Here is a 14,288-nt window from a genome sequence, read left to right on the forward strand (position 1 = left end):
CATATTATTTTATACTTTCATAACCTTTAATAGTGAAAGAAACGACTGTACTACAGGGGAAATCCATCTAGATTTATGATAGATTACATGGCTTTGAATAACTGTTGGAGTTTCAATAGGCTGAAAACAGAGTTGCTCTTTTTGACAACTTTCTTGTACAACGATGTAAGGAAGAATTGAAATTCCTAACTCACACATAACAGATTGTTTAATAACTTCAACGTTGGACGTTTCAAATGTTTTAGCTGGAATATTCCCGCTTTGACGTAAAAAACGATCTACCATTGGTCTATAACCGCAGCTTTGTTCGGTAAAAATAAACTGAGTATCCTTTAATAAATAAAATGGGTTAGAGTGTATACAGTAATGGGGAGGTAAAATCCATCCAAATGTTTCATTACTAAAAGTACGTGTAATAAAATCATTATGTTCTATACTTTCTCCAATTATGAAGACAACGTCTGTTTCTCCTTCACGTAATTTTTGTAATGCTTGTTCGTTTGTGTTTGTTTCAAGTACGATATTTACTTTCGGATTTTTCTGTTTATAAGCGCGTAATAATTGTGGTAAACGGTACACTGCTAATGATTCGTTTGATGTAATACTCAATGTACCTTCTAATTGATCGGTATTTTGAGGGATTTCTTGCGCTTTTTCATAAATTGCAAGTAATTCTAAAGCATAAGGATGAAATTGATGACCTGCTTTTGTAAGAAGTACTTTTTTTCCTAACCGATCGAAAAGAGGAATATGTAAATCGTTCTCTAATGCTTTCATATGCGCTGTAACTGTAGATTGCGCATAACCTAATGCATGAGCAGCTTTAGAAAAACCACCATACTTAACAATCGCACAAAATGTTTTAACGTGTCTCATTTCCATAAACAATCCCTCTTTTATTATCATGATTTGTGAATGATTATATCACGTATTTCAATTTTCCAAATGATTAAATTCCTTATAAAATGAAATTGTAGAAATATTTATTCATTTAACATTGGAGGAGAAAAGATGAGTGAAAAGGGCTATCATGTAGCTGTTGTTGGGGCTACGGGTGCAGTAGGTCAGAAAATTATTGAACTGTTAGAAAAAGAAACAAAGTTTAATATAGCTGAAGTTACGTTACTTTCGTCAAAAAGATCAGCTGGTAAGACAGTACAATTTAAAGGGCGAGAGATCATTATACAAGAAGCAAAAATAAATAGTTTTGAAGGGGTAGATATTGCCTTTTTTAGCGCTGGAGGAGAAGTTTCTAGACAATTTGTAAATCAAGCTGTCTCTAGCAGTGCCATCGTCATTGACAACACAAGCGAATACCGAATGGCACATGATGTACCGCTCGTTGTTCCGGAAGTGAATGCGCACACTTTAAAGGAACATAAAGGGATAATAGCAGTTCCGAATTGTTCAGCATTACAGATGGTAACTGCTCTTCAGCCAATACGAAAAGTATTCGGATTAGAACGAATTATCGTTTCCACTTATCAGGCTGTATCGGGTTCTGGTATTCATGCGATTCAAGAATTAAAAGAACAGGCTAAGTCAATACTTGCAGGTGAAGAAGTGGAGAGTACTATATTACCAGCGAAAAAAGATAAAAAACATTATCCAATTGCATTTAATGTACTTCCTCAAGTAGATATATTCACGGATAATGATTTCACCTTTGAAGAAGTAAAGATGATACAAGAAACGAAGAAAATTTTAGAAGACCCAAACTTGAAAATGGCAGCTACTTGTGTGCGTGTTCCGGTCATATCAGGTCACTCAGAATCGGTTTATATAGAGCTTGAAAAAGAAGCAACTGTTGCAGAAATTAAAGAAGTATTGTTTGATGCACCAGGTGTTATTTTGCAGGATAACCCTAGTGAACAGCTGTATCCAATGCCATTATACGCAGAAGGGAAAATAGATACATTTGTCGGTAGAATTAGAAAAGATCCTGATACACCAAACGGATTCCATCTTTGGATCGTTTCCGATAATTTATTAAAAGGTGCGGCGTGGAACTCGGTGCAAATTGCAGAAACGATGGTGGAAGAGGGAATCATTTAGTATGAAGGAAACTAGGGAACTGTTAAAGATTACAGTTTCCTAGTTTTTATTTTATAACTGTTCGCTTTATTCCAGCCGTATTTAATTTGAGAGACAGTAAAAAACATCAAGAATGAATACAGTTTATTTGGTACGATATGGATAAATTCAATAAGGGGGAATTAGATGTATCAAGTAAAGGGTTATTTTTCATCGCTAAAAGGAAGTCATTATGAAATCGGTAAGCAACAAGGAGAATTTGTAAAACAACATCCTTACCTTATTCCGCAATTTATACAGAAAGAAAATTTAATATCGCAGCAGCATTGGACAGAATCTAGGAACATATTACATAATTATTGTCCAGGAATTAATGAAGAGATTGAAGGGTTTTGTGAAGTATTAAAAATTCCATCTGAAAATATGATGTATTATTATCAAACACTATTAAAAGCAGGTTGTAGCCATTGTGCTGTTTTACCTAAAAAGACAGATTTAAAGCATACTTATGTATTAAGAAACTATGATTTGTCACCAGTAATAGATGATATGCGTTTTTGTTCGACTCATGTTGAAGGTGCATATGCACATAGTGGCTTTTCTACTCAATATTTTGGCCGAACGGAAGGAGTTAACGAGCATGGATTAGCTGTTACATTTTCAGCATGTGGTCAACCGGTTGGAAATATGGCGGGTTTAAGAAAGCCAGCGGTAAGTGGTTTACAATGTTTTGCGGTCATTCGACTGTTATTGGAGAAATGCAAAAATGTGCAGGAGGCTAAGTCACTAATAGAAGAAATACCAATTGCTAGTAATATGAATCTAATAGTAGCCGACCCTTTAGATGCAGTATGTATTGAAATATTTGATGGATATAAATCAATAATCACAATTGTTGAGAAAAGCCAAGATTTTATCGTATCAACAAACCATGCAATTAGTTTACCTATTCAAAAACTGAATAGTAGAAGATTAGAACAATCTACAAACCGATATCACACATTGTATGAACATTTAAATCGAAATGAACAAGTGAGTATAGAGTCTTTAAAAGGATTAGTACAAAAAGAATATCCTGCCGGGCTGACGGTGCATAATTATGAAGAATGGTTTGGAACTTTACATTCCGTATTGTTTGATTTGCATGAATGCACAATGAATATTTGTTTCGGGTCTCCACTTTTAAATGACTGGTACTCGTTGGAGGTTGGAGAGAGTCTTCCTTTTTCTGAGGTGAATGTGAACTTTGAAAATAAAACTTATACTGATTTTTGGAGAGAAGAGAATAATAAATTGATTCCAAAAGGGTAAATGGGGTAATATGGTAGCACCGAAGGAGGTTATTTATACTGGAGGGATTACCGATGCTAAACATTTTATTAATGATTGTTTTTATCATTTTTTTAGCCGTTTCCATGTATATTGCGTATCAAAAAAGAAAAAAAGCAGAAATAAAAGGATTGAAGAGTGCATTAACTTCAATTTGTTTCTTTTCACTTGCAATTTTTAATTTGTTCGCATATTGGTTTCAGTTCGGTGGTATGTTGACAGTGCTATTTTCAATCGTATTATTGTTAGTTGGGGCTTATTTTACAAAATATATTCCAATTTCCAAAAAGGTACACTGAAACTTATAGTTAATACTTTATTTCATTATGAAAAGAGATTATTCTACTAGGTCGTTATGAAATGACTTCATAGGATAATCTCTTTTGTTCGTTTAATTTTGTAAAGAATGTACGGTTAGTTTCAATTGTTTAATAAATTCTCGAGTTGCAGCACACATATATTTATCTTTTCTATAAATAAGCCCTATTTCTATTGTTGGAGTAGGATTTTCTATTTTAATAGCTTGAATGTTTGTATTTTGTAAAAAGTCTATATACGGTTTTGGTAAAACTGTAATTCCCATGCCTTTTGAAACCATTTGGATTAAAGATTCCATTGTACTAATTTCTAAAATTGGTTTTGGTTTAAAGTTGAATTTTTGACAATGAGATGTAATTAGTTCGGTTAAAAAGAAATTTTTAGGTAAAAGAATTAAAGGGTAGTTCTGTAATTCAGCAATAGATACATGATTATGTTCAGCTAATTGATGACCAGTTGGTACGACTATTATAAGATCACTTTTGTAGAGAGGGATAGAAATAATTTCTTTATCTTGCACCGGTAGAAATGTAATGCCAATATTTAGTTCGTTTTGTAATAATTTTTCACGAATATCTCCTGTGCGAAGTCCTAATACAGAAAGTTCTATATTGGGATATAAATTATTAAAATTTAAAATAGCTGGTGGTAGTAAGTAATTTACGACGGTTAATAATGATCCAATTGTTAAGGAACCTTGTTGTAATCCGTTTAAATCTTGAATAGCAGAACGGGCTTGTTCAACTTCATGAAAAATTGTTTTACTATGTAATAATAAAATCCTCCCAGCTTCGGTTAAAGATATTTTTTTACCAATTCGATCGAAAAGGGGCATTCCTACTTCATGCTCTAATGCACGTATTTGTTGACTTAGTGAAGGCTGTGAAATATTTAATTTCTCAGCTGCTTTTGTGAAATGTAATTCTTTTGAAACAGCTAAAAAGTATTCAAGTTGTCGTAATTCGATTGGAATCACCTCAAGTATAATAATAGGTTATACCTATCATTATTATATAAATAATTGAATTGAACAATGATTTTAGAGGTTTTATAATCATCTTTATATAACAGAGAGGGTTGTAAAAATTAACCGAGAGAAAATACATGTAACACCTTTAAAGGAGGAAATAGAATGGCTAATGAATATCAATTATTATCTTTAAATATAGGATTACCAAAAGAGGTTACATACGGCGGAAAAGTAATTCATACAGGCATAAATAAGAAACAAGTAAAGGAACCGGTATATTTATCTTTTGTAAAATTTAATGGGGATGGACAAGCTGACTTAGTTCATCATGGAGGAGTAGATAAAGCAGTTTGTGTTTATACTGGTGATCACTATCCATATTGGGAAAAAGAGTTGAATCAAGATCTTGTATATGGGGCTTTCGGAGAAAATATAACAGTTAGTGGTATGCGCGAAGAGGATGTTTGTATTGGTGATAAGTTTAAGCTCGGACAGGCAATCGTACAGGTAACACAACCAAGGCAACCTTGTTTTAAATTAGCAAAAAAATATAATATTCCAAAGTTACCACTATATTTTCAAGAAACAGGATATACAGGATTTTATTTTCGTGTATTAAAAGAAGGGTGGGTATCATCAGTCGATACTTTAAAAAGACTACAGTCTGATCCAAAAGGTGTTTCAGTAGCGTTTGCTAACCGTATCATGCACAAGGAAAAGCAAAATATTGAAGGGGTAAAAAGGATATTAGAAGTAAATGCACTTTCAAGTAGTTGGAGAAAGTCTTTTGAAAAGCGTATAAGTGGAGAAGAAATTAATACGAAGGAAAGACTTGAAGGGATAAAAGAATAAAAATCTTTTATTATAAATAGTGTATTTCTATTAGTAAAAACGAATTAGAAAGCGCTATTTTTATATAATAAACTCATTAATATTCAAAAATCCTAATATTGTTTTATTCGACTTATTTTAGAATAGTCGAAACATAAAATTAATTAGACTTTTTTTTTATATTTTATGATAGTATATTGATTGGTAAGACCTATTACTTTAAGAGCAGGTTCTACAACTATATCTAATTTGATGGAATTAACATATGGAGGGACAACATGGGGAATGTTGAAAGTTTTGAAAAACTTCTTTTAGAAGAACCGAAAAGAGAGCAGTTATTTCCTTTATTTGAAGAAGTGTTTGGGATTCCAAGTCAAACATTGCATGATTTTTCAGAGAGAGGTTATTGGGATGATACATATAAAGCTTTATCATTTTTACAAGAAGATAAAGCGATTGCAAACGTTGCGGTATTCTCGTTACCATTGCTAGTGAATGGTGAAAGAATAAATGCAGCAGGCATTCAATCGGTAATGACACACCCTAATTTTCGAAGACAAGGACTCATGACACAATTAATGAGTAAAATGATAGAAGAAATCGATAAGAAATGTGAATGCACATTATTGTTTACGGAAAAACCTGAACTATATACATCATATGGTTTTAAAGTTGTGCAGGAGTATTTGATGACTATTCCATATGATAAAAAGAATAATAATGATTCCTTACTTAGAGAGCTAGATTATTATATGGAAGAGGATAGAAAATTAATACATGAAACTATAGATAGTAGCCAAAGACTTTCAAATAATTTTTCAACATTAAACTTCCGTCCTTCGTTTTATTTGAATATGTATGATTCGGAATGGAATGGAAAATTGTATTATTCAGAGAAGCTAGATGCTCTAATTGTGTATGAAGTAGATAATGAAAAGTTGAAATTATATGGAGTGTTTGCACCAGTAATTCCAGTTTTAGATGAAATATGCGGGGAAATTGCTGAAAGATTTACAGAAATCGAATTTTACTTCTCTCCAGATCAATTAGGAGTTGAGGATGTACAGTTTACAGAATTACAGTCAAGTAAGTATTTAATGGTTCGAAGTAATAGAGAGTTGGATTTGAAAGGTTATAAATTCCCAGTATTAGTAGAATTTTAAATGTGTATATAGATGCTTTATTAGGGAGGAACTATGAAAATATCACATATACCAGAACATATTGAGCAACTTACTATAATGAATGTACCTGAGTATTATAAGCTTAATAACAATCATGCGCTTATTGTCCGCTCGAAAGCCGAAACAGATTTTTGGCTTAAAACACATTATGGATTCGAAGTAATGAATGGTCATGTGTTTTATACAGAGACGATGACAGACTTTCAAGCTGAAGTTCAATTGCGTATGAATCCAAATTCAAAATTCGATCAAGCTGGTCTTTTTGTTATGGTTTCGGAAAAGTGTTGGCTGAAAACTTCATTAGAATATATTCCAGATGGTCCATCTCATTTAGGAGCAGTCGTAACGAATAATGGATATTCCGATTGGTCCACGCAAGACTTTCCGACAGAATTAGCTAACGAGCAACTTCGTTTTCGAATTGTTCGTAAACGTGGTGATTATACAATATATGTGAAGAAGATCCACCAATGGGAACAAATAAGAATCGCTCATTTGATGGAGGATATAGGAAATAAGCCTATTAAAATAGGTTTTTACACGTGTAGTCCGTCTAAAAATAATGGATTTGAGACTGAGTTTTTAGAGTTTACAACTGAAAAAATATAGATGAAAAACCGTATTCTTTTCATTAGGAATGCGGTTTTTATATGTATATAATAAAAAGCACATTTATTGACCGTAAAGTCATTAATGCTTATCATTTAATAATGTTAAATATTAATTTACATAATATAATAGGAATAAGAAAGAAATTACAAACTACAGCGCTTAAATAAGGAGGGATATGAGTTATTCGGGGGTAATTTCATGGGAAAAGGAGATTATGTATGAAATCATTTCGTAAATTATTACAGTATTTAAAACCATACATGTTCTTCGCTATTATTGGACCACTATTTATGGTACTTGAGGTTGCGATGGACTTAATTCAACCGACTATTATGCAACATATTATTGATGTTGGGATAGCAAATCGGGATATGAATTATGTAATAAAAATGGGACTTCTTATGATAGGAGCTGCAGCACTCGGTTTAGTTGGAGGGCTTGGGTGTATGATGTATTCTACAAAAGCAGCTGTTAATTTCGCTACTGACATACGAAAAAATGTGTTTGCGAAAATAGAAACATTTTCTAGTGAAAATCGTGATTCGTTTGGAACTGGAAAGTTATTAACGATAGTGACAAATGATATTACATCTATTCAATCGGCGATGACGATGACATTACGTGTTCTTGTTCGTGGTCCTTTGTTATTTATCGGAAGTATCATAATTGTTTTTGTAACAGCAAGCGAGTTATTTCCTATATTACTCGTAGTCGTTCCAATTTTATTACTTGCGATTATATTCATTGCGAGTAAAGCGAGCGGGACGTTCAAAAAGGTGCAAGAAGCATTAGATAAAGTGAATACAAAGTTACAAGAAAATTTATCTGGAGTACGTGTTATTAAAGCGTATGTAAGACAAAAATATGAAATTAATCAGTTTGGAAATGTTAATACAAATTTAACGAAGATAAATATTCGAGCGGTGCAGCTTATTTCCTTAATGATGCCAATCATAATGTTAGTTGTAAGCGGAGGGATTGTCGCAACATTATGGATTGGTGGAGAAAAAGTATTTAACGGGACTCTTCAAGTAGGAGCTATATTAGCGTTTATAAATTATTTGAATATCATTTTAATGTCACTTATGTCTATCAGTATGGTATTTATGCAAATCGCGCGAGCATTTCCGTCTGCGGATCGAGTACAGCAAGTTTTAAATACTGAGGTTGATATTACGAGCGAAACAAATGCGCTTGTACCTAAGGAAATTGAGGGGAATATTGATTTTAAAAATGTTAGTTATAGTTATACGAAAAATAATGAATATGTTTTAAAAGATATTTCATTTCGCATATGTAAAGGTGAAAAAGTAGGGGTTATCGGTTCTACAGGAAGTGGTAAATCTACTTTAGCAAAATTGTTACCACGCTTATACGATGTTGATCAAGGTGAAATATGTATTGATGGAATAAATGTTAAGGCATACGATTTACAAAAACTTCGTGGTTCAATCGGGTTCGTACCTCAAAAGGCATTGTTGTTTTCAGGTAGTATAGAAGAGAACTTACGTTATGGAAAAGAAGATGCAACGAAGGAAGAGCTGGAAGTGGCGGCTTCATCAGCTTGTGCGACTGAGTTTATTAACAAACTGGAAGATTCTTATCAATATCATGTAACACAAGGTGCGACGAATTTATCAGGTGGACAAAAACAACGTGTATCCATTGCAAGGGCGCTTGTGAGAAAGCCATCTATTCTTGTATTAGATGATTCTACATCAGCAGTTGATGCTAAATCAGAATCTAACATTCAATCAGCATTAAGGAGAGAATATAAAGGAACAACAACATTATTAATTGCCTCTAAAATCTCATCAATAATAGATGCTGATAAAATTCTCGTTTTAGATAATGGTGAATTAGTTGGTGATGGTACACATAAAGAACTGTTAGAACAATGCGAGGTTTATCAAGAAATCTATCTTTCCCAAGGTGGCAATTTGTATAAGGAAGGTGGGAAAGAACATGCGTAATTTTCAAGGGCAATTTGCTAATAAAGGTGGACGTAACGCGCCTAAGTTAGGGAAAGCTAAAAATACGACAGGAACTATAATGCGAGTATGGAACTATATGGGGTATCAAAAAGTTGCTCTTACGTTCGTTATATTTTTAGTATTTGTTACAACGTTACTTGGATTATTAGGTCCTTATTTAATGGGAGTAATTATAGATCAATATATTGTACCGAAAGATTTAAATGGCACAGCAAGAATGTGCATGTTACTTATCGCAATTTATGGTATTACAGTGTTTTTAACTTGGTTACAAACATTTGTCATGGTTAACGTTGCATTAAAAACGATACAAAAAATAAGACAAGATATTTTTGAGAAAATCCAAACGCTTTCTTTACGGTTCTTTGATGTACGTTCTCAAGGGGATTTAATGAGTCGTGTAACAAATGATATAGATAATTTGAATCAAGCGTTGACACAAAGTGTTGTACAAATTATTTCATCAGCGCTAACTTTTATAGGTGTGACGATTGCGATGTTCGCATTAGATTGGATTTTAGCGATTGTTACTTTAATTACAGTACCTATTATGTTTTTCGTTACAAAAAAACTAGTTGCTTATAGTGGTAAAAACTTTGCAAAGCGTCAAAAAGATTTAGGCGAATTAAATGGATTTATTGAGGAAGCTATAACAGGTGCGGATGTTACAACGTTATATGGGAAAGAAAAAGAAACCGTACAAAATTTCAATAAAATTAATGAACAGCTAAGAGTTTCTGCAACGAAGGCGGATACATTTTCAGCTTTTATTTTTCCGAGTATGAACTTTATTAACAACTTAGGTATGGGACTTGTAATTGGGACTGGGTCAGTAATGGTTTTAAATGGAATGACAACAGTAGGTGTCATTGCAGCTTTTATTAATTATTCTCGTCAATTCTCAAGACCACTCAGTCAATTCGCAACTTTAATGAATACGATTCAAGCGGCAGTGGCTGGTGGGGAACGTGTCTTTGAAATTATGGATGAAGTACCGGAAATCAAAAATAAAAAAGATGCATTCGTTGTACAAAATTTACAAGGACATGTTGCACTCGAGAATGTTTCATTTGGGTATGAGGAAAATAAAACGATTTTAAAAGAAGTGAGTCTTAAAGCGCGGCCAGGGGAGACAATTGCTTTAGTAGGTCCAACTGGATCGGGCAAAACAACAATCATTAATTTGCTAACGCGCTTTTACGATATACAGCAAGGGCAAATTCATATTGATGGAAAAAACATAAAAGAATATGATATGAATTCGTTGCGAAGTAAAATAGGAGTAGTTTTACAAGATACGTATTTATTTGCTGGGACGATTATGGATAATATACGTTATGGTCGATTAGATGCTAGTGATGAAGAGGTAATCAATGCAGCTAAGGCAGCATCTGCACATTCTTTTATAAAACATTTACCGAATCAATATGAAACGAAAATTGCTTCAGAAGGATCGAATTTAAGTCAAGGACAAAAACAACTTCTTGCGATTGCACGGGCAATTTTAGCAGATGCAGATATATTAATTCTCGACGAAGCAACATCTAATATTGATACGAGAACAGAATTACAAATACAAGAAGGACTAAACAATTTAATGAGAGGTCGAACAAGTTTCGTAATCGCTCATCGACTGAAAACGATTGAAAAAGCAGATCAAATCCTTGTTATAAAAGATGGAAGTATTTTGGAAAAAGGGAACCATGAATCTCTCATGGAAGATAGAGGATTTTACTTTGATCTGTATACGAGTCAGTTTAAATTTTAAGAAGAATTTTTGATAGGGTGCGGTTTCTCTAGAAAGGAGAAACCGCATTTTTATATTTATAAAGATAATTAGAAATATAGACTTGAATTTTTTTAGATACACGAATTGTTAGCAAATACTAGCAACTTCAGTGCCAGACGGGAACAATAATTTACGAGGTATTGTAATAATCTCAAGAGCTATCTGGGCTGAATGGAGAAGTATTGGAGTTAACTCTAAAGCGTGTGTTAATAATAATATAAAGCTTGTTAGGATTGCAAAGCTTCCCCAAAAGAAACTTTTTGAAGTGTTACGGAAATCTTTTATTAAGGAAAAGAAAGGAAAAAATGCTGTAACAACAAGAATTAAAAATTTATACTTATCAGCCATTAAACCCCTCCTAAAGAACAATAACTTATATTATAGCGTATTTTTCTGTATTATTATAAAGAGATTTTAAAATGAATGATAAAAAGTAGAGGCCGCAACTTAAAGGAATGACGGATTACCTTGAGCGTAGAGGCTGGTCGTATGAAATTAAGTAAAGATTTTATTTTAGTGAAACAGAAAAATCACTCGGCCTCAAAAAGAGGATACTTTTATTGAGTAATCCTCTTTTTTTATAAAGGAAATTTAATTGGTTATAATGGAAAGCGCACTGAAAACTAATAAAACGGCCATAATGATGTTAAATGATTTAGTATGCTTCAACAAAAGTTTTTGAAACATGGAACCGAATAATGTCCAACTAAATGTGCTCATTAATCCAACTACACCTAGAAATAATGAAAAAAGTAGATAACTTGAATATGAATTGTAGTAAGGAAGAATAAAAGTTGATACTACAGTTAGTCCGAATAGTATTCCTTTAGGGTTAATAAACTGAAGGAAAATCCCAACTGTAAATAAATTTTTATTATATTTTTCATCGGGATTTATGCTAGTTTTACTTGTGAGTATTTTAAGAGCTAAATATAGCATATATGCTACACCTAAGATTTTTAAAGGGAATTCGATTATAGGTAGGATTTTAATTAGTACAATATTAAAGAAACTACATAAGGAAGTTAGGATGAAAAAACCGAAAGCTACTCCGAAGCAAAATTGCATACTCCTTTTTAAACCATGTTGATTAGCGTATGTCATCGCTAAAAAATTGTTAGGTCCGGGTGTGAAGCTACTTATAAAAACAAATAACAAAAAAGAAAATATAGGCATTTCAAAACCCCCTAATTATTTTGTATGTTATAATGACCGAAAAGAACAATATAACGTGTGCTTTTTATTATACATAACGGTCGTTATATTGTATATAGTATAGGGGTGTTTCTTATGGAAGAAATTCAACTTATTTTGGCGAAAAATTTAAAGACAATACGAGAGAAGGAAAAGTTAAGTTTAGAAAAGGTTTCCCAATTAACAGGTGTGAGTAAAACGATGATTGGACAAATTGAACGTGGAGAGTCAAGTCCAACATTAACAACGATATGGAAAATTGCGAATGGTTTGAAAGTGTCTTTTACTTCTTTAATCAATAATCCGCAACCGGATACGAAAGTTGTTTTACGAAATGATGTTCAAGTATTATCAGAAGACAATGGAAGATATAAAGTGTATCCTTCTTTTCCTTTCCAAGATGAAAGGAACTTTGAAATCTATACGGTTGAAATTGAAACAGAAGGAAAGTTAAATTCGGAAGGTCATAAAGAAGGGACTGAAGAATTTATAACGGTGTTTGAAGGGGAATTGACAATTGAAATAAATGATTGTCAGTATAAATTAAATAGCGGGGATTCAATTCGCTTTAAGGCGGATAGACCGCATGCCTATCGTAATTTTGGAAGAACGCAAACCCGGTTAAATATGACTATTTATTATTCAACTTCATAAATTTACAGCTACCTTGAAAAACAAAGAAAGACGTAATGATAAAACCATCTATAAGAGGTGGTTTTATTTTTTATAATCCACAAAAAAAGACACTCATTTGAGTGTCAACATAGTATTGCTCTCGCGTATAGGATTGGAGTATGTTTCTCAAATATGTTTTGAGATGGTTCGCATTTGAGAAACTATCTTCATATTCAATGTAACATTAGCTGTGAGGAGTGTAAATTGATAATGTATATACGGAAAATTTAGTATAGATACTTTGTACTATGAATATAGTGCAAAGTATTTCTTATTGCATAATCACTTACGTGAAGTTATTAAAATATAAACTAAAGGAATGACCTAGTAGTTACTATTTTAGCATTTAAGAATGATTATTATAAAAAGAATGAATCATTTTTTAATCGATTCGTATAATTGTTAAAGAGGCACCTGTTGAACCACCTCCAACTAAATTAACTATGGATAATACGCCGAATAGTTGAAGTGAAATTGTATTACCAGCAGTTAAATTAATTATTAAATTATTATTATAATTTGAAGTTGATAATGCGGGAGAAAAAATAGATCTGGAAAGTGGAGTCGAAGAGTTTAATAGTAGCCTTGTACCAGCAAGTAGTGCAGTTGTCGTATTAACTTGATAAGTTAAATAATATCTCCCAGTAACAGGAATTGTAAATATATCATTTGAAGCGTTCACTGTAAAATTCCCGAGACTTTGGTTATTAGAAAGTGGAATATTAGTTCCGCCTAATATAACTGAAATGGGACCACCTGACGTATTATTAGCGAACATGGAGTTTGTTGTAATATTAGGTCCGGTGATGCCTGTAGGCCCAGTAGGACCAGTAGGACCTGTAAGCCTGTATGGAAGTATAATTTCAAGAGCTATTGATAATAGTCCTTTTTTCATTTTTTCATTCTTATCTTGAATATAAATCACCTCATTTTTAAATTAAAATGTAACCGATTTAGTATTTTGGAATGGAACTATCATTTTATTATATTAATACTACTAGTTATAGTAACGGTAAAAAGTTTACTTTATGTAAAATCATTTGAGTATGAAAAAGTAGTTATGGAATTTTTCTAAAATGATAGAGGTTTTATTTTGTTAATTAGTAAACAAAATGTGAAATGAGGTAGTAAATTGAACAGCGATGAAAAATTATCTTTGAATAAAGGTATGGTAAGACCAGAAAATATTGGACCTACTTTTCCGGTTCTTCCGCCAATTTATATTCCAACGGGAGCAACAGGAGCAACAGGATCAACAGGAGCAACGGGAGCAACGGGAGTAACAGGAACAACAGGAGCAACGGGATCAACAGGAGTAACGGGATCAACAGGAGCAACGGGATCAACAGGAGTAACGG

The 14,288-nt window shown here is 32.7% G+C and carries 15 protein-coding genes; 10 read left to right on the forward strand and 5 right to left on the reverse strand.

All coding sequences use genetic code 11. From position 1 onward, the window contains the following. Window positions 1-9 precede the first annotated feature (9 nt). Window positions 10-882 carry a LysR family transcriptional regulator gene (locus tag MR147_RS04100; RefSeq protein ID WP_074610295.1) on the reverse strand — a complete coding sequence of 291 codons (873 nt, stop codon included), beginning with the start codon at window positions 880-882 and terminating at the stop codon, window positions 10-12. A 129-nt stretch (window positions 883-1,011) separates the two neighbouring features. Between MR147_RS04100 and MR147_RS04105 the strand changes: the two genes are divergently transcribed. From MR147_RS04105 to MR147_RS04115, 3 genes are all read left to right on the forward strand, one after another. Further along, the gene (locus tag MR147_RS04105; RefSeq protein WP_074610296.1) at window positions 1,012-2,055 is read left to right on the forward strand and encodes an aspartate-semialdehyde dehydrogenase; all 1,044 of its coding nucleotides are present in this window, start codon (window positions 1,012-1,014) and stop codon (window positions 2,053-2,055) included. A gap of 165 nt (window positions 2,056-2,220) precedes the next feature. Then, window positions 2,221-3,345 carry a C45 family autoproteolytic acyltransferase/hydrolase gene (locus MR147_RS04110; RefSeq protein WP_074610297.1) on the forward strand — a complete coding sequence of 375 codons (1,125 nt, stop codon included), beginning with the start codon at window positions 2,221-2,223 and terminating at the stop codon, window positions 3,343-3,345. A 53-nt stretch (window positions 3,346-3,398) separates the two neighbouring features. Beyond that, window positions 3,399-3,662 (forward strand): hypothetical protein, encoded by a 264-nt coding sequence (locus tag MR147_RS04115; protein ID WP_000932119.1) that lies wholly within the window; start codon window positions 3,399-3,401, stop codon window positions 3,660-3,662. 92 nt (window positions 3,663-3,754) lie between these two features. Here MR147_RS04115 and MR147_RS04120 read toward each other — a convergent pair whose 3' ends face one another. Beyond that, window positions 3,755-4,657 (reverse strand): LysR family transcriptional regulator, encoded by a 903-nt coding sequence (locus MR147_RS04120; RefSeq protein WP_074610299.1) that lies wholly within the window; start codon window positions 4,655-4,657, stop codon window positions 3,755-3,757. A gap of 156 nt (window positions 4,658-4,813) precedes the next feature. On the opposite strand from MR147_RS04120, the gene MR147_RS04125 reads away from it, so the two are divergent. The 5 genes from MR147_RS04125 (at window position 4,814) to MR147_RS04145 (ending at window position 11,040) form a co-directional block, all read left to right on the forward strand. Continuing rightward, window positions 4,814-5,503, forward strand: a complete 690-nt coding sequence (locus tag MR147_RS04125; RefSeq protein WP_074610300.1) for an MOSC domain-containing protein — start codon at window positions 4,814-4,816, stop codon at window positions 5,501-5,503. A gap of 257 nt (window positions 5,504-5,760) precedes the next feature. Beyond that, complete coding sequence (locus MR147_RS04130) at window positions 5,761-6,645, forward strand: GNAT family N-acetyltransferase (protein ID WP_242303663.1); 885 nt, start codon at window positions 5,761-5,763, stop codon at window positions 6,643-6,645. 33 nt (window positions 6,646-6,678) lie between these two features. Then, window positions 6,679-7,275, forward strand: coding sequence for a DUF1349 domain-containing protein (locus MR147_RS04135; protein WP_000703153.1), 597 nt, complete (start codon window positions 6,679-6,681; stop codon window positions 7,273-7,275). Window positions 7,276-7,496: 221 nt separating this feature from the next. Next, on the forward strand, window positions 7,497-9,251 hold the full coding sequence (locus MR147_RS04140) for an ABC transporter ATP-binding protein (RefSeq protein WP_242303664.1): 1,755 nt from the start codon (window positions 7,497-7,499) through the stop codon (window positions 9,249-9,251). Then, window positions 9,244-11,040 carry an ABC transporter ATP-binding protein gene (locus tag MR147_RS04145; RefSeq protein WP_242303665.1) on the forward strand — a complete coding sequence of 599 codons (1,797 nt, stop codon included), beginning with the start codon at window positions 9,244-9,246 and terminating at the stop codon, window positions 11,038-11,040. Before MR147_RS04140 ends, MR147_RS04145 begins: the two co-directional genes overlap by 8 nt. 108 nt (window positions 11,041-11,148) lie before the next feature. On the opposite strand, the gene MR147_RS04150 is transcribed toward MR147_RS04145, so the two are convergent. Both MR147_RS04150 and MR147_RS04155 read right to left on the reverse strand, forming a co-directional pair. Further along, entirely contained in the window at window positions 11,149-11,409 is a 261-nt protein-coding gene (locus tag MR147_RS04150; RefSeq protein ID WP_074608348.1) for a hypothetical protein, read from the reverse strand. A gap of 243 nt (window positions 11,410-11,652) precedes the next feature. After that, window positions 11,653-12,237 carry a LysE family translocator gene (locus tag MR147_RS04155; protein ID WP_074608349.1) on the reverse strand — a complete coding sequence of 195 codons (585 nt, stop codon included), beginning with the start codon at window positions 12,235-12,237 and terminating at the stop codon, window positions 11,653-11,655. A gap of 57 nt (window positions 12,238-12,294) precedes the next feature. Here MR147_RS04155 and MR147_RS04160 point away from each other — a divergent pair, with 57 nt between their 5' ends. Beyond that, window positions 12,295-12,909: a helix-turn-helix domain-containing protein gene (locus tag MR147_RS04160; protein ID WP_139302804.1), complete on the forward strand. Its 615-nt coding sequence runs from the start codon at window positions 12,295-12,297 to the stop codon at window positions 12,907-12,909. Between the two features lie 403 nt (window positions 12,910-13,312). Here the strand turns inward: MR147_RS04160 and MR147_RS04165 are convergent, their stop codons facing one another. Then, window positions 13,313-13,855 carry a BclA C-terminal domain-containing protein gene (locus MR147_RS04165; RefSeq protein WP_074608353.1) on the reverse strand — a complete coding sequence of 181 codons (543 nt, stop codon included), beginning with the start codon at window positions 13,853-13,855 and terminating at the stop codon, window positions 13,313-13,315. Between the two features lie 207 nt (window positions 13,856-14,062). Between MR147_RS04165 and MR147_RS04170 the strand changes: the two genes are divergently transcribed. After that, window positions 14,063-14,288 (forward strand): exosporium leader peptide-containing protein (locus MR147_RS04170; RefSeq protein WP_242303666.1); only part of this gene is annotated, 226 nt, incomplete at its 3' end.

Source organism: Bacillus cereus group sp. BfR-BA-01350 (assembly GCF_022663775.1).
In the GTDB taxonomy this organism is placed as follows: domain Bacteria; phylum Bacillota; class Bacilli; order Bacillales; family Bacillaceae_G; genus Bacillus_A; species Bacillus_A paranthracis.